The 14,511-nt window shown below is 68.5% G+C and carries 13 protein-coding genes; all 13 read right to left on the reverse strand.

Annotation, left to right across the window (positions count from 1 at the left end; genetic code table 11):
* From L540_RS11795 to L540_RS11855, 13 genes are read right to left on the reverse strand one after another with little or no spacing between them, the layout of a single operon-like run.
* Nucleotides 1-876 (reverse strand): carbohydrate ABC transporter permease, encoded by an 876-nt coding sequence (locus L540_RS11795; protein WP_043208689.1) that lies wholly within the window; start codon nucleotides 874-876, stop codon nucleotides 1-3.
* Nucleotides 877-887: 11 nt separating this feature from the next.
* Nucleotides 888-2,219, reverse strand: coding sequence for an extracellular solute-binding protein (locus tag L540_RS11800; protein WP_043208692.1), 1,332 nt, complete (start codon nucleotides 2,217-2,219; stop codon nucleotides 888-890).
* Between the two features lie 33 nt (nucleotides 2,220-2,252).
* Nucleotides 2,253-3,341: an ABC transporter ATP-binding protein gene (locus L540_RS11805; protein ID WP_043208696.1), complete on the reverse strand. Its 1,089-nt coding sequence runs from the start codon at nucleotides 3,339-3,341 to the stop codon at nucleotides 2,253-2,255.
* A 15-nt stretch (nucleotides 3,342-3,356) separates the two neighbouring features.
* Nucleotides 3,357-4,109: a cytochrome b561 domain-containing protein gene (locus L540_RS11810; protein ID WP_043208698.1), complete on the reverse strand. Its 753-nt coding sequence runs from the start codon at nucleotides 4,107-4,109 to the stop codon at nucleotides 3,357-3,359.
* 18 nt (nucleotides 4,110-4,127) lie between these two features.
* Nucleotides 4,128-5,618: an aldehyde dehydrogenase (NADP(+)) gene (locus L540_RS11815; protein WP_043208700.1), complete on the reverse strand. Its 1,491-nt coding sequence runs from the start codon at nucleotides 5,616-5,618 to the stop codon at nucleotides 4,128-4,130.
* Between the two features lie 9 nt (nucleotides 5,619-5,627).
* Nucleotides 5,628-6,545, reverse strand: a complete 918-nt coding sequence (locus tag L540_RS11820; RefSeq protein ID WP_043208702.1) for a dihydrodipicolinate synthase family protein — start codon at nucleotides 6,543-6,545, stop codon at nucleotides 5,628-5,630.
* Between the two features lie 10 nt (nucleotides 6,546-6,555).
* A complete protein-coding gene (locus L540_RS11825) occupies nucleotides 6,556-7,752 on the reverse strand; it encodes an L-rhamnonate dehydratase (protein ID WP_043208703.1) in 1,197 nt (398 codons plus the stop codon).
* Nucleotides 7,753-7,761: 9 nt separating this feature from the next.
* Nucleotides 7,762-8,829: a 4-hydroxythreonine-4-phosphate dehydrogenase PdxA gene (locus tag L540_RS11830; protein ID WP_043208706.1), complete on the reverse strand. Its 1,068-nt coding sequence runs from the start codon at nucleotides 8,827-8,829 to the stop codon at nucleotides 7,762-7,764.
* 43 nt (nucleotides 8,830-8,872) lie between these two features.
* Nucleotides 8,873-9,973 (reverse strand): ABC transporter substrate-binding protein, encoded by a 1,101-nt coding sequence (locus L540_RS11835; protein ID WP_048026345.1) that lies wholly within the window; start codon nucleotides 9,971-9,973, stop codon nucleotides 8,873-8,875.
* A gap of 46 nt (nucleotides 9,974-10,019) precedes the next feature.
* Nucleotides 10,020-11,099 carry an ABC transporter permease gene (locus tag L540_RS11840; RefSeq protein WP_043208707.1) on the reverse strand — a complete coding sequence of 360 codons (1,080 nt, stop codon included), beginning with the start codon at nucleotides 11,097-11,099 and terminating at the stop codon, nucleotides 10,020-10,022.
* Nucleotides 11,096-12,652: a sugar ABC transporter ATP-binding protein gene (locus tag L540_RS11845; RefSeq protein ID WP_043208708.1), complete on the reverse strand. Its 1,557-nt coding sequence runs from the start codon at nucleotides 12,650-12,652 to the stop codon at nucleotides 11,096-11,098. Before L540_RS11845 ends, L540_RS11840 begins: the two co-directional genes overlap by 4 nt.
* Nucleotides 12,649-13,593, reverse strand: coding sequence for a YncE family protein (locus L540_RS11850; RefSeq protein ID WP_043208932.1), 945 nt, complete (start codon nucleotides 13,591-13,593; stop codon nucleotides 12,649-12,651). Before L540_RS11850 ends, L540_RS11845 begins: the two co-directional genes overlap by 4 nt.
* Nucleotides 13,590-14,510, reverse strand: coding sequence for an SMP-30/gluconolactonase/LRE family protein (locus L540_RS11855; protein WP_043208709.1), 921 nt, complete (start codon nucleotides 14,508-14,510; stop codon nucleotides 13,590-13,592). The genes L540_RS11850 and L540_RS11855 overlap by 4 nt, the downstream gene beginning before the upstream one ends.
* Between the last annotated feature and the right edge of the window lies 1 nt (nucleotide 14,511).

Genomic DNA, 14,511 nt, shown 5'->3' on the forward strand with positions numbered 1-14,511 from the left:
TCAGTGATCCGTTTTCAAGGGGTTGGACAGGCGCAGGGCCCCCCAGGACAGCAGCGCCACGATCGCCAGCAGCAGGACCGAGATCGCCGCCGCGAGGCCCAGGTGCTGGCCGACGAAAGCGGTCTTGTAGATATGCAGGGAGAGGATCTCGGTGGCGTCGCCCGGCCCGCCGAAGGTCAGCACATAGATGACTTCCAGCACCCGGAAGGCGTCGATCAGGCGCATCATGAGCGTGATGGCGAGCACGTGCGCGATCATGGGCAGCTTGACGAGCAAGGTCATCTGCCACCAGCGCGCCCCGTCGATGCGCGAGGCTTCGATGACGGCGCTGTCCACATTGGCCAGCGCGGCGGCCACCATGATGAAGACGAAGGGCGTCCATTGCCAGATGTCGGCGATGACGATGGCGATGAAGGCCAGCGCGGGGTCCGCCAGCCAGGCCAGGGGCGCGATGTCCAGGCGGGCCAGCACTTCGTTGACCAGGCCGAATTGCGCGTCGAAGATGTAGCGCCAGACCAGGCCGACGGCAATCGGCGCAATCATCATGGGCAGGATGAACACGGTGCGGAAGAAGGCCGTGCCGCGCACGCGCCGCTCCAGGGCCAGCGCCAGGGCGATGCCGAGGAGCATTTCGGCGCCGACGCAGACGGCGGCAAACAGCAGCGTGGTCCAGAGCGATGACCAGACGCGCGGGTTGGCGAAGGCGGACAGGAAATTGTCCAGGCCGACCCAGCGCGCCTCGCTCCAGGGCGTGCCGGCGCTCCAGTCGAAGAGCCCCAGCTGGAAGGCCGAGATGACGGGATAGAGACAGGCGGCGGCCATGACGAGCACGGCCGGGCCGAGATAGAGGGCGGGGGCCCAGGCGGAGGTGCGCATGGTGGTGCCCTTCAGATGGCGTAGCCGGCCGCGCGCATGATCTGCGTCACGGGCGCGACCGTGTCGTTCAGGGCCGCTTCGGCGGTCTTCTTGCCGATCAGGGCCTCGGAGATGGCCACGCCCAGGGCCTGGACGTTGATCTTGTCCCAGACAGCGATGAGGGGGCGCCAATCGGGGTTGGCGTGCCTCAGCGCCTCCTTGAAGGTGGCGAATTCCGGGTAGCGGCGCAGCAGGTCGGGGTCGTCGAAGGTCGAGTTGCGGATGGGCGCGCCGCCGGCCGCCGCGACCGCCTGATCCTGCGTTTTGCACGTCAGCCATTGCATGAGCAAGAACGCTGCATCGGGGTGTTGCGCGTTCTTGGGGATGGCCAGCCCCAGCCCGCCCGACTGGGAGGCGTGGCGCGTGCCCATGGGGTGCGGGGCCCAGCCCACCTTGCCGGCGATGCGCGATCTGGCGGGGTTGTCGACCTGGCCGGACAGGGTGGTGGAGTCCAGGTACATGGCCGCCTTGCCTTGCAGGAAGGCCGTGATGCTTTCTCCCTGTCCATAACCCGGGATGCCGGCCGGGCCGGTGGCGACGACTTCTTGCAGGAATTGCAGGGCCCGCACGCCCGCCGCGTCGTTAAAGCGCGGGCGCCACTGCTCGTCGAAGACGCTGCCGCCCAGCGGATTCAGGTGCAGCAGCCAGGCGTGCACGGCCTGGTGGCCGGCCTGGCCGCGCGAGGTCAGCGCGCCCATGCCCGCCTTGTCCTTGATCTGGCGCAGCAGCGCGGCCAGCTCGGTGTAGTTGGCGGGCGGCTGGAAACCGTGCTTGGCGAAAATATCGCGGCGGTAGGCCAGCACCGAGGTCTCCGCGCCGTAGGGCAGGCCATAGAGCTTGGCGCCCGGGCCGGCGAGATAGCCCTTGGGGCCGCCGACCAGGCCGATGTTCTCCAGGTAGATCGGCACGATGTCATCGAGGTCATAGGCGGGGTCGGCCAGGGCGGCATTGAGCAGGAAGGGATCCAGCGGCCGGATGAGATCCTTGGCGACGTATTCTCCCTTCCAGGTCACCACATAGGACACCAGGTCGTAGTCGCCCTGGGGCTTGGCCATCTCCAGCAGCTGCTTGTCCTTCATGCGCCCGATGGCGAGCTTGTCGACTTCCACCCGTATGCCGGTTTCCCGCGTGAACTGCGGCAGGATCTTCAGCATGGCGTCGAAGTGCGGGTGCGCCGGGATGCTGAAGACGACTTTTTGCCCGGCATATTTGGCATGACGGTCCTGGGCCCTGGCGCCGCGCAGCGGCAGGCCGGCGCCAAAGATCGAAATGACGCCGGCTTTGAGGAAATCGCGTCTTTGCATGGGTTGTCTCCTTTGGGGGCGAGGCGGGTTGGGCTAGGGGCGCAGGCTTGCGCCGGTCGTGGCGTCGAAGACGTGCAGGTCCTCGCTGTCGAACTGCAGCGCCAGGGTCTGCCGCCGCAGGCCCTGCGCGTTGCCGGCCAGCATGGCCGACAGGCGCTGCCCGCCGGGCTGGCCCAATCGGCCAGTCACCTGGCTCTCGGTGCCCAGGTATTCGACGCTGTCGACCGTCATGTCCAGCGGCACCAGGGGCGTGTCGGCGGCCGGGCGCAGGTGTTGGGCGCGCAGGCCCAGGACCACGGCCTGGTCATCGGCGGCGGCCAGCCAGGACGGGGCCGGCCAGGCAAAGCCCTCGCCCACCAGCCGCGCGCGTCCGTGCCGGCTGTCGCAGCGCGCGTTGAAGAAATTCATGGTGGGGGTGCCGATGAAACCCGCCACGAAGAGATTGGCTGGCCGGTTGAAGATCTCCGAGGGCGTGGCGACCTGCTGGATGCGGCCTTTGTCGAAAACGACGATGCGCGAGGCCAGGGTCATCGCCTCGACCTGGTCGTGGGTGACGTAGACCGTGGTCTTGCCCAGCTGCGCGTGCAGGGCGGCCAGCTCGGCGCGCATATGCCCGCGCAGCTTGGCGTCCAGATTGGACAGCGGTTCGTCGAACAGGAAGACCTCGGGCTCCCGGACGATGGCCCGGCCTATCGCCACGCGCTGGCGTTGTCCCCCGGACAGGTCCCGCGGCTTGCGGTCCAGCAGATGCTGGATGTTGAGCACCTTGGCGGCGGCCCGCAGCTTGGCGTCGATCTCGTCGTGGGGCCGCCTGGCCAGGCGCAGCGAGAACGACATGTTCTCGGCCACGGACATATGCGGGTAGAGAGCGTAGTTCTGGAACACCATGGCGATGTCCCTGTCCATCGGCGGCAGGCGGGTCACGTCCTTGCCGCCGATGAAGATGCTGCCTTCGGTGACATCTTCCAGGCCGGCGATCATGCGCAGCGTGGTGCTCTTGCCGCAGCCTGATTCGCCCAGCAGCACCGTGAACTCGCCCTCGCGGATCGAGAGATTCATTTGCTGCACGACGGTGACGTCGCCGAAGCGCTTGACGACATTGCGCAATTCAAGTCCGGACATGCTGTCTCCAGATGGCTAAGTGTTTTTGTTGTCGAGCCCCGGCCCCTGGCGCCAGGATTCGGCGGTGTAGCGGCGCACGCCCCAGCCCACCGGCGCGATCCGGTTGCCGGGATGCCGCGGATCCGGGCCCCAGATGGCCTGGTAGGTATCCACGCAGCGGCCGCGCCTTTGCAGGCGGACAAAGCAGGCGGCCAGGCCGGCCCACCAGAGCGCCAGCGCCACGCCCATCCAGCGGGGGGCGTCGGCGGCCAACAGCCCAATGGCGATGGTCGGCACCGCCGCCACGATGCCCAGCCATCCCGCGGCCTTGTGGAAGCGTTCGAAGCACAGCCGCCTGCGCGTCATGTCGTAGTGATCGCCGCGCATCCGGCGGTCGCCCGGGCCGCCCTTGCTGCCGCGCAGCAGGCCGGATGCCGCCTGCAGCCATCCGGTCAGGCAGAGCAGCCAGCCGAACAGGGCATGAAGGGAGGCGGCCGCGCCGTCCGCCGAGACTGTCATGAGCGCCAGCGCCAGACCCGCCGTCATGCAGGCTACCGCGCTGCCCTGCAGCCAGAGATGCGCACGCCACCAGGCCTGGTTGTCCAGGGTCCGCGGCCATGCCTGGCGGGGCAGGATCTTGTAGTAGCGCGCGGCCAATGCGCCCAGCGGAGACAGCATGCCCCAGGACAGCACCATCAGCCTGGCATGCCAGGCCGTCGCCATCGCGATGTCGTGCGTGGCCGCGCCTGACAAGGGCGTCAGGAGCCAGGTGACGACGGCTTCGACCATGGGCGGCGCCGGGCTGGGCTATACCGGCCGGCCCGCGCGCGCCGTCAGCCATCGCGGGGCGTCCTGCAGGCAGACCGGGCGCAGGAAACGCTCCAGCGCGGCGTCGCCGACAGAAGTGCTTTCCGGGCGTGTGCTGCTCGGCCAGGGGCCGCCATGCTGCTGCGCCCGGGTCACGGCCACGCCCGTGGGCACGCCGCTGAACAGCACCCGGCCGGCGATGGCCATGGCCGCCGCGACCAGCTGCCTGCCGAGGTCGTCGTCCTCGTCGGCGCCCCATAAGGTGACGGTCAGGCTGCCGCCTATTGCCTCCAGGACGCGCAGGGCCTGCGCTGGATCGCTGGCGCGGACCACCATGCACGCCGGGCCGAAGACTTCTTCGCGCAGGATGCCGTGCTCGATGAATTGCGTGGCCGTCGCCTGGGCCAGCACCGGCCTGGGCGCGCGCGGCTCGGCGGCCGGATCGTGCAGCAGCATCTGGGCGCCGGCTTCCTGCCAGCGCGCGACCCCGGCGTCCAGGGCCTGGCGCATGGCGTCGTTCAGCATGGGGTGCGGCCGCTGTTCGCCCAGCGCCAGCGCCAGTTGCGCGACAAAGGCGTCGTTGCTGGCCTTGGCGCCGGTTCGCAGCTCGTCGATCAGGACCAGCACGCCCGGGCTGGTGCAGAACTGCCCGCAGCCCATGGTGATGGAGGCGGCCAGCGCGCCGGCCAATGCCTGGCCTTCGGCGGCCAGTTTCCAGGGCAGCGCGACGATGGGGTTGATGGAACCCAGCTCGCCGTAGAAGGGGATGGGCCGGGCGCGGCCGGCGGCCTCGGCGGCCAGCGCAGCGCCGCCCCTGACCGAACCCGTGAATGCGCCGGCCGCGATGGCCGGATGGCGTATCAGGCGCAACCCCGCTTCGTGGCCCTGCTCCTGTATCAGCCCCAGCAGGCCGGTGGGCAGTTCCAGGGCCGCGATGGCTTGGCTGGCCAGCTCGAAGACGCGCCGGCTGGTCAGCAGATGGCTGGGGTGGGCCTTGACCACGACCGGGCATCCCGCCGCCAGCGCCGCCGCGGTGTCGCCGCCCAGCACCGAAAAGGCAAAGGGGAAATTGCTTGCCGCGTACATGGCGACCGGGCCCAGGGGCAGGCGCCAGCGCTGCATGGCGGGATGGCCCGCGGGCGGCGCGCCGGGCGCTTGCGGATCATCGATGACGGCATAGGGTACGCCGCCCTCGGCGAGATCGGCAAAGCGGCGCAGCTGGAAGGCCGTGCGGTCCAGCTCGCCGTTGAGCCGGGCGCCGCCCAGCGCGGTTTCCGCGTCAGCCAGGCCGACGAGGGATTCGCGGTCCGCCTCCAGCGCGTCGGCCAGGGCGCGCAGCAGGGATGCGCGTTGCGCGCCGCTGCTGGCGCGCCACAGCGGGAAGGCGGACAGGGCGGCGTCGCAGGCGCTGTCGACCTCGGCGGGCGAGGTGGCCGCCAATGTTGCGAGAACGTGGCCCGTGCGGGCGTCCAAGGAAGGGATCATGTTCATGTCGGAATCTCAGCGGGCCCAGCGCAGTACCAGGGGATCCAGGCGCCGGGCCGCGTCCAGCAGGCCGGCGCGGACGGGGGCGGGCATGGCGGGGAAGGGGTGGCGCGGCGCGTCGCAGGCGATCACGCCGCCTTCTTTCATGAGCGCCTTGGCGGTGAGGATGCCGCCTTGGCGGTTTTCGTAGTTGATGAGCGGCAGCCAGCGCTCGTACTGCGCGGCCGCCGTCTCGCGGTCGCCGGCGGCGTAGGCGTCGAAGATGCGGCGGATGCCGTCCGGATAGCCGCCGCCGCACATGGCGCCGGTGGCGCCGGCGTCCAGGTCCGCCAGCAGGGTGATGGCTTCTTCGCCATCCCAGGGGCCCTCGATGGCCTTGCCGCCCAGCGCGATCAGCTCGCGCAGCTTGCTGGCCGCGCCGGCCGTTTCGATCTTGAAGTAGGCGACCTGCTCGATCTCCCGCGCCATGCGGGCCAGCAGCGCGGCCGGCAGGACGGTGCCGCTGGCCGGCGCGTCCTGGATCATGATGGGGATGTCGATGGCGTCGGAAACCTGGCGGTAGAAGGCCTCGATGCCGGCGGGTTCGACACGGAAAGTGGCGCCATGGTAGGGCGGCATCACCATGACCATGGCCGCGCCCATGGCCTGGGCCTGACGGCTGCGCGCCGCGCAGATGCGGGACGCATAATGACTCGTGGTGACGATGACCGGCACCCGGCCGGCCACGTGCTCCAGCGCGGTGCGCGTCAGATGCTCGCGTTCCGCGTCTGATAGGGAGAACTGCTCGGAGAAGTTGGCCAGGAGGCAGAGCCCGGTGGCGCCGGCATCGATCATGAAATCCAGACAGCGCTTCTGGCTGTCCAGGTCGAGTTCGCCGGTTTCGGTGAAGGTGGTGGGCACCACCGGAAAGACGCCTTGGTAGGGTCGCTTCATCGACGTCTCCTCACTCGATGACACGGAACTGGTCCAGGTAGTCGGTCTTCAGGGTCAGGCCCAGGCCGGGGACGTCGTCGCGCAGCTGCAGAAAGCCGTTTTCGGCCGCCGGCTCGCCATCGAAGAGGTAGTAGAAGAGTTCGTTGCCGATCTCCACGTCGTGGACGGGGAAGTACTCGCTCATGGGGCAGTTCAGGCTGCTCATGGTGAGGTGGTAGTTGTGCATCTGGCCGGCATGGGGAATGACGGGCACGCTATAGGCTTCGCACAGCGCGTTGATCTTGTGCGCCATGGTGATGCCGCCCACCCGGTTGGTGTCGTACTGCACGACGCTGACGGCCTTGCGGTCGAGCAGTTGCTTGAAGCCGTACAGGCTGAATTCATGCTCGCCGCCGGAGATGGGGATGGAGGTCAGCCGGTTGAGCTCGGCATAGCCGTCGATGTCGTCGGCGATGACCGGCTCTTCCAGCCATCGCGGCTGGAATTTCTCCAGCTTGGGCAGGATGCGTTTGGCGTACTCCAGGTTCCAGCCCATATAGCATTCCAGCATCAGGTCGTTGTCGTAGCCGATCACTTCCCGCACGGCCTCGACCGATCGGAGGTTTTCGGCCACGCCGTCCTGGCCGTGCTGCGGGCCGTAGCCGAAGCGCATCTTGAAGGCCCGGAAACCTTGGTCCAGGAAGCGCTGCGCCTCGGCCTGCATGGCTTTCAGGTCCGTGTGGTAGAGCTTGCTGTAGTAGCAGGGGATTTTTTCCTTGGTGCGTCCGCCCAGCAGCTTGAAGACAGGCTGGCCGGTGCTTTTGCCCAGAATGTCCCAGAGGGCGATGTCCAGCGCCGAGATCGCGGCCATGCCCACGCCCTTGCGGCCCCAGGCGTGCGTGGCGCGGTACATGCGTTGGTTCAGGTACTCGTAGTCCCAGGGGTCCTGGCCGATCAGCAGCGGGGCGAGGTAGTCGTCGATGATGGCCTTGGCGATGCGCGGCGCCAGCGCCGCGTTGCCCAGGCCCACGATGCCCTTGTCCGTCTCTACCTCGACTACGGTCCAGCCATGGAAGCGGAAGGTGCTCATGGTGTCGCGGCCGCAAGCATGCGCGCTGGCGCCGTTGTCATAGACCAGGTCCATGGCGTTGGCGCAGAAATTGCCTTGGGGGGGAACCGTCTTGCCCTGCCATTCGAATACGCGGGCGCGAACCGATTTGATTTTCATGTGCGGACCTCAGGAGGTGTGGGAAGCGGAGCCGAAGGGCGACAGGCCGGCGCGGTAGGCGCGGCCCATGCGGCAGGCGATCCGGAAGGCATTGGCCGTGGCGTTGACGTCGGCGCGGCCCAGCCCCGCGATGTCATAGGCCGTGCCGTGGGCGGGCGTGGTGATGGGGATGGGCAGGCCGCCTTGCACCGTGACGCCCTGGGAAAAACCCATCAGCTTGATGGCGATCTGCCCCTGGTCGTGGTACATGGTGACCACGGCGTCCAGGTCGCCGTCGCGCGCCTTCAGGAAAATCGTGTCGGCCGGGAAAGGCCCGGCCACCGGCAGCCCCGCCGCATTGAGTTCGCGCACCGCCGGTTCGATGATGTCGATCTCTTCGCGCCCGCAGATGCCGCCATCGCCGTTATGGGGATTGAGGCCCGCGACGGCGACCTTGGGGTGATCCACCCCGTTGGCCTGCAAGGAGCGGTAGATCAGCGTGGCGGCCTCGATGATGCGGGTTTTTTCGATGTAGCTGGGCGCGTCCCGGAGCGGCACATGGGACGACACACGGGAGGTCCACAGCCGGCCCAGGGTGTTGAACTCGCAGAAATAGCCCTGCACGCCCAGATACTGGGCAAAGTGGTGCAGCTCGTCTTCGTGCTTCAGGCCGCCTTGCTTCATGGCGTGCTTGTTCAGCGGCGCAAAGCAGATGGCATCGATGTCGCGCCTGAGCGCGGCGTCCATGCAATGGTCGAGCACGCGCAATACCGAGGCCCCGCCGGCCGCGTCGGCGCGCGCGCGGCGCACGTCCCGCGGCCGCACGGTATCCATGGCCAGGAAGGCTGGCGTGGCCGGGCTCGGCCGGCCACGGGCTTCGGCCAGCGAGCGCAGGGGCGCCAGGGGCACGGCCAGACCGGCCTCGCGCTGGCCTTGTTCCCATAGCCAGGGGTCGCCGACCAGCACGACATTGGCCTGCGCCATCAGGTCGGCGCGGGCCAGCAGCCGGGCCATCAATTCGGGGCCGATGCCGGCCGGGTCGCCCAGCGTCAGCGCGACGACGGGCAGATCCGCCGCGGAAGAGGTGGTGTCAGTCATGAGGGTGTCGTCGTGAGTGAGTGATCCTGGCCTCGGGCGCCGCCTATCTGCCCCAGATGGCCTTGTAGTGGTCCCGATAGCCGTTGTCCGGGTCGTAGCGGTTGTCCGCGCCGCCGTCGCGCGCCACGTTGTCGGGCGTGACCAGATGCACTTTCGGCGTGTAGCCGGACCACGGCGCTTGCGCGAACGCGCGGTTCAGTTCGTCCACGATCTGCCAGCCTTGCAGGTTCAGCGGCTCCGACACCGTCCCGGCCTGATGGCGCTTGCGGCGTATCCGCTGGTAGGCGGCTTCGGAGCCGTCGCCGGCGGACACGCCCTTGGGGCGGTCGCCGCCTTTTTTGCCCGCCGCCGACAGCGAGGGCGCCATGAAATCGAAATACGAGTCGTTGATGGCCAGCGTATGTGTCCACTTGTCGCCATGGCGCTGCAGCAGCGCGGTGGTGAGCTGGGGCATGCGGGTGGCGGTTTCGGCGATGGGGCTGTCCTCGATGCCCAGCACGGTGCAGCCGCCGCACTGGCGGATGACGGCCTCCATGGCGCGCGCCTTGTAGATGGCGATGGCGTACTGCGAATCGGTGAGGATGACGACGCCGGCCTTGCCGTCGGCGTCCGCCACCGCCCAGAGGGCGGCCGTTTCCGCGACATCGTCGGCCGGGGTGGTGACATTGGCGAAAAGCCCGGCCTCTGGGTTGGGTCCGGGTTTTTCGCCGGCGTGCCATCCCACCAGGGGCAGGCCCAGGCTGGCCGCGTTCGACAGGGCGGCTTTTTGTTCGGTGGTGTCGAAGCCGCCCACGACGATGCCATCGGGTTGTTGCGCCAGCGCCTGGTTCAAGGCGGCGGTGCGGCCGCTCACGCTGCCCTGGCCGTCGATGACGCGGACTTGCCAGCCTATGGCCCGTGCGGCTTCTTCCACCCCCTTGGCCACGCCCAGGATGCCGCCATTTTTGAGGTCGGCCGCCACGAAGACGATGCGCTTGCCCGCGGCGGCGCGCGGGCCGGAGCGGGGGCCATCCCAGTGGCCGGCCGGCGTCGTGGCCTGCGCCACGCGGCGCCTGGCCTGGTCCAGGAAATCATCCGCCTGGGCGGGGCTGGCGATGAGCAGCGCCGCGCCGAGCAGGCAGGGGCTGACAAGAAAGCGCATCATGGGTTTGCTCCCTGGGTAATGCATGGGGTGTAAGGACAGCCGGGGGTCAGGGCCGGGGCGCGGGTTGCGCCGGCGACAGCTGCCGCTCGGCAATACGGCGTTTGATGGACAGGTTGCGCCGCTGCTGGGCCCAGCCCGCGATGCCGATGGACACCAGGAGGGTCAGCCCGTTGAACAGGGGCTCGACGTAGAAGGCGCCGCCGAGCTGCTGTATGCCCGATATGCCGATGGCGAGAATGGCCACGCCGATCAGCGTGCCCCAGACGTTGACGCGGCCGGGACGCAGGGTGGTCGAGCCGAGGAAGGCCCCGACCAGCGCGGGCAGCAGGAACTCCAGGCCGACGCTGGCCTGCCCGATCTGCAGCCGCGAGGCCAGCAGCACGCCGGCCAGGCCGGACAAGACGCCCGATGCCACGAAGGCCGCCATGACATGGCCGCGCACATTGATGCCGTTGAGCTCGGCCGCCTTGGGATTGGCGCCGATGACGTACAGGGCCCTGCCCAGCGGCGTGTACTCCGTGATCAGCCACAAGACGAGGCCGATCGCCAGCACATAGAAGGCGCCGATGGGCAGGCCAAGGAGCTGGGCGCCGGCGATATCGACAAAGCCGTCGGGCAGTTCTCCCACCACCTGGCGGCCGCCGCTATGCCATAGGGCCAGGGCGTAGATCACCGTGCCGGTGCCCAGGGTGGCGATGAAGGAGTCGATCTGGGCCACCTCGACCAGCCATCCGTTGATCGCGCCGAACAGGGCGGCGCAGAGAATGACAAGGGCCACGGCCGCGGGCCAGGGCAGGCCCATCTGGGTTTGGAGACTGATGGCCAGGATGTGCCACAGCACGATGCCATAGCCTACCGTCAGGTCGATCTTGCCCGTGATCATGGGAATCGTGGCGGCCAGCGCCAGCAGCGCGATCACGGACTTGTCCGCCAGGATGGCGCGCAGGTTGAACAGCGTCGGGAAGGTGTCCGGCAGCAGTATCGAGAACAAGGCCACCAGGACCAGGCAGAGCAGCGGCAGCCCATAGACGGGTAGGGCCCGGCCCAGGCGCTGCGCGAAGGTGATGGCTTGTCCGTCCAGCGAGGGCTCCGGTTCGAGGGCGGTCGACTTGATGGACGCGGTCATGCGCTTGTCTCCAGGACTTTGGTGGGGGATAGGGGCTGGGCGGGGCGGCCCGCGGCCTGTTCCAGCAGGGTTTCGATGGTGATGTCCGCGCCGCTCAGTTCGGCCGCGATCTGGCCATCGCGGAACACGAGCACGCGGTTGCAGACGGCGGCCACCTCTTCGAAGTCGGTGGAGACGACGATCAGGGCGGCGCCCGCTTCGGCCCGCTGGCGCAGGACGTCGTAGATTTGCCGCTTGGCGCCCACGTCCACGCCGGCGGTGGGTTCTTCGAGCACCACCAGGGGCTGGTCCAGGTGGAACCAGCGCGCCAGCACCACTTTTTGCTGATTGCCTCCGGACAGCTGCTGGACTTCGGCGGCGGCCGACGGCGGATTGATGTCGAACTGCCGGATCAGCGCAAGCGCCGCGTCTGCCTCGGCGCGGCGGCGCTTCAAGGAGATGCCGCGCGCGCCATGCAGGGCAGGGTGGGGGAAGAGGTTTTCCTGGACGCTCATCGAGCCGGCCAGGTTTTCTTCCAGCCTTTCGCTGGCGACATAGGCCACGCCGGCGCGGATGGCATCGGCGCAATGGCGCAAGTCCACGGCCTGGCCTTGCAGCTCCATGCGCCCCGCCGCCAGGGGTTCGCGCCCGAACAAGGCCCGGCTGATGGATTCGTGGCCGGCGCCGCGCAGGCCGACCAGCCCCAGGACCTCGCCCCGATGCGCGTCGAAACTGACCGGACCGGCGTTGCCGCTGGCGGCGCCCGCCAGGCGCAGCACGGCCGCCGGAGCATCCGGCTCGCGGGCCTTGGCGACGCCGCTGGACAAGGGCTTGCCCACGATCAGGCGCACCAGGTCTTCCTGGGTGGCCTGCGCGGTGCGCAGGGTCTGCACCAGCCGGCCATCGCGCATCACGACCGCGCGGTCGGAGATCGCCAGGATCTCGTCCAGCCGATGCGATACGTAGATCATCGCCATGCCCTGGTCGCGCAGACGCCGCAGCACCTCGAACAGGCTTTGCACATCGGCCATGGGCAGGCAGGCGGAGGGCTCGTCCAGCACCAGCACGCGGGCCTGCACCTCCAGCGCCCGGCCGATGGCGAGCAGCGATTTCTCGGCCCGGCTGAGCGAGAAGACGCGGCGGTCGGGGTCCAGCTCGCAACCCACGCGGGCCATGACGCGGCGAGCCGCTTGGCGCGCGGCCGCCCAATCGATCAGGCCGAAGCGGCGGCGATAGCCCATGCCCAGCGCAATGTTTTCGGCGACCGTCATCCATTCCACCAGCCCCAGGTCCTGGTGGATGAAGGCCACGGGCTGGCGCGAGCGTTGCTTGGGACGCCAGCTGGCCTCGGGCAGTCCGTCCAGGCGGATGTCGCCCGCATCGGCCTTGTGCACCCCGGCCAGCAGTTTGATCAGGGTGGATTTTCCCGCGCCGTTCTCGCCCAGCAGGGCGACGATTTCGCCCCGGTCGACATCGAAGCTGACGGCGTCCACGGCCTGGGTGCCGCCGAAGCGCTTGCTCACGCCGTCAAAGCGCAGCAGGGGTTCGCCGGAGGAGGGAGGCCGCGCGCTCACAGGATCACGACCTTGGAGACGTCGGGTTCGCGCTGCGTGGCGATATCGCGCTCGAACCGGCAGGTATCCACGTTGAACACGCTGACCCGGTCGTCATCGAGCGAGACATAGGCCAGGGGCTGGACGGGATGAAACGACAGGGCGATGGCGCGCGCGCCGGTCGGCACATGGGCCAGCTCGCGCAGGGTCAGCGGATCGACGATGGACAGGCTGCGCTCGCCGTAGTTGGTCACCAGCAGGCGGCCGTCGCGGTATCGGTACAGGCGCGTGGCGTCATCGCGCGACGGCGCTGTCCGGGTGACCGTCATGGTGGCCGTGTCGATGCTGGCCAGGGTATTGCTCCAGCGATTGGTGACATAAAGGGTTTTTTCGTCTTCGCTCAGGCAATAGCCCTCGGGCTTTTGGCCGGGATGACAGAGCACGGGCGCGGCCAGGGGATCCCAGGGGCGGACCTTGGCGACCGTATGGGACAGCAGGTTCATGCAGTAGGCGGTCTGCCCGTCGCGGGTCAGCGCAAAGAGGTGGCTTTTGACGCCGCCGCTGGACACGGCGCGACGGGGCGCCGTGTCCGAGCGCGGCGCGTCCAGGACCAGGAGCGTGGATTTTTCTTCGCTCAGTGCGTAGAGCCGGTCCTGGGCATCCATCTGCAGGCCATGGATGCGATTGAAGGGCAACAGGTCTATAGACCGTACCAGTTTGGACGCGCGTATATCGATCTGGAAGATGGAATGGCCCCCCGGATCGGTGATGCCGGAGTGCTCCACGCCGTAATGGCCCACGTAGGCGTACTGGCAGGCGCTGTCGGTCACGAATTCATGCGGGTAGTCGGGCAGGGGAACCGAGGCGATGCGCGCTCCGGAGGCCAGGTCGTAGGTGCTGAAACAGTGGCTGCATTTCTCGACCAGCAGCAGGACTTCGCGGTCTTGGGTGGGGGCGGTCATGGGCATCCCTCGGTATTGAGCGTGAGGCGGTACAGCGAGGTGCTGGCGCAGATGAAGAGCTGGTTTCGGCCCGGGCCGCCGAAGGTCAGGTTGCCGACTTTTTCAGGCACCGGGATCTTGGCCAGCCGCGCGCCGTCGGGGCCGTAGACCTGGACGCTGTCGGCGCTGCTGGTGTAGAGCCAGCCCTGCGCGTCGACGCGAAAGCCATCGGCCAGCCCGGGCTGGATTTGCGCGAACACCCGGGGATGGGCCAGCTGGCGGCCGCCGATGACGTCGAAGGCCACGATGTGGTGGTTGCCGCCGCCGTCTTGCCGCAGCGCCGCCGAGGTGTCGGAGACGTAAAGCAGGGATTCGTCAGGCGAGAAGGCCAGGCCGTTGGGCTCTTCGATGGCATCGCTGACGATGTCGAGGCGGCCGCTGGCCGGGTCGAAACGGAATACGAAGTTGTCGCCCAGTTCGGAGTCGGCCTTGTGCCCTTCGGCGTCGGAGAGGATGCCGTAGGGCGGATCCGTAAACCAGATCGTGCCATCTGATTTGACGACGATGTCGTTGGGCGAATTGAGCCGCTTGCCCTGGTAGCGATCGACGACGATCTCGTCGTCAAGGGGCTGGCCTTGCGGGCCGAAGCGCGTGCGCACGATGGCGCGCCGGCCGTGCGAGCAGTGCAGCAGGGAGCCATCGGCCTCCAGGGTATGGCCGTTGCTGAAGTCGGCGGGATGGCGCCAGACGCTGGCGCCTTCGTCGGCGCGCCAGCGCATCATGCGGTTGTTGGGGATGTCGCTCCACAGGAGGTAGCCGCCTTGCGGGATCCAGACAGGGCCTTCGTTCCAGCGGCAGCCGCCCGCGAGCTTCTCCAGTTTGGCGCCGGCGGGCAGCAGCGCCGCGGCGCGGCGGTCGTAGATTTCCAGGCCTTCCATC

Origin of the sequence: Bordetella pseudohinzii, assembly GCF_000657795.2 — a bacterium.
GTDB lineage: Bacteria > Pseudomonadota > Gammaproteobacteria > Burkholderiales > Burkholderiaceae_B > Bordetella > Bordetella pseudohinzii.

What these genes read in the sequence shown, in the direction of transcription:
- L540_RS11835 (WP_048026345.1), bottom strand. Translation starts at nt 9,973, where the DNA reads ATGATGCGCTTTCTTGTCAGCCCCTGCCTGCTCGGCGCGGCGCTGCTC.
- L540_RS11795 (WP_043208689.1), bottom strand. Translation starts at nt 876, where the DNA reads ATGCGCACCTCCGCCTGGGCCCCCGCCCTCTATCTCGGCCCGGCCGTG.
- L540_RS11800 (WP_043208692.1), bottom strand. Translation starts at nt 2,219, where the DNA reads ATGCAAAGACGCGATTTCCTCAAAGCCGGCGTCATTTCGATCTTTGGC.
- L540_RS11850 (WP_043208932.1), bottom strand. Translation starts at nt 13,593, where the DNA reads ATGACCGCCCCCACCCAAGACCGCGAAGTCCTGCTGCTGGTCGAGAAA.
- L540_RS11840 (WP_043208707.1), bottom strand. Translation starts at nt 11,099, where the DNA reads ATGACCGCGTCCATCAAGTCGACCGCCCTCGAACCGGAGCCCTCGCTG.
- L540_RS11820 (WP_043208702.1), bottom strand. Translation starts at nt 6,545, where the DNA reads ATGAAGCGACCCTACCAAGGCGTCTTTCCGGTGGTGCCCACCACCTTC.
- L540_RS11815 (WP_043208700.1), bottom strand. Translation starts at nt 5,618, where the DNA reads ATGAACATGATCCCTTCCTTGGACGCCCGCACGGGCCACGTTCTCGCA.
- L540_RS11825 (WP_043208703.1), bottom strand. Translation starts at nt 7,752, where the DNA reads ATGAAAATCAAATCGGTTCGCGCCCGCGTATTCGAATGGCAGGGCAAG.
- L540_RS11810 (WP_043208698.1), bottom strand. Translation starts at nt 4,109, where the DNA reads ATGGTCGAAGCCGTCGTCACCTGGCTCCTGACGCCCTTGTCAGGCGCG.
- L540_RS11830 (WP_043208706.1), bottom strand. Translation starts at nt 8,829, where the DNA reads ATGACTGACACCACCTCTTCCGCGGCGGATCTGCCCGTCGTCGCGCTG.
- L540_RS11855 (WP_043208709.1), bottom strand. Translation starts at nt 14,510, where the DNA reads ATGGAAGGCCTGGAAATCTACGACCGCCGCGCCGCGGCGCTGCTGCCC.
- L540_RS11805 (WP_043208696.1), bottom strand. Translation starts at nt 3,341, where the DNA reads ATGTCCGGACTTGAATTGCGCAATGTCGTCAAGCGCTTCGGCGACGTC.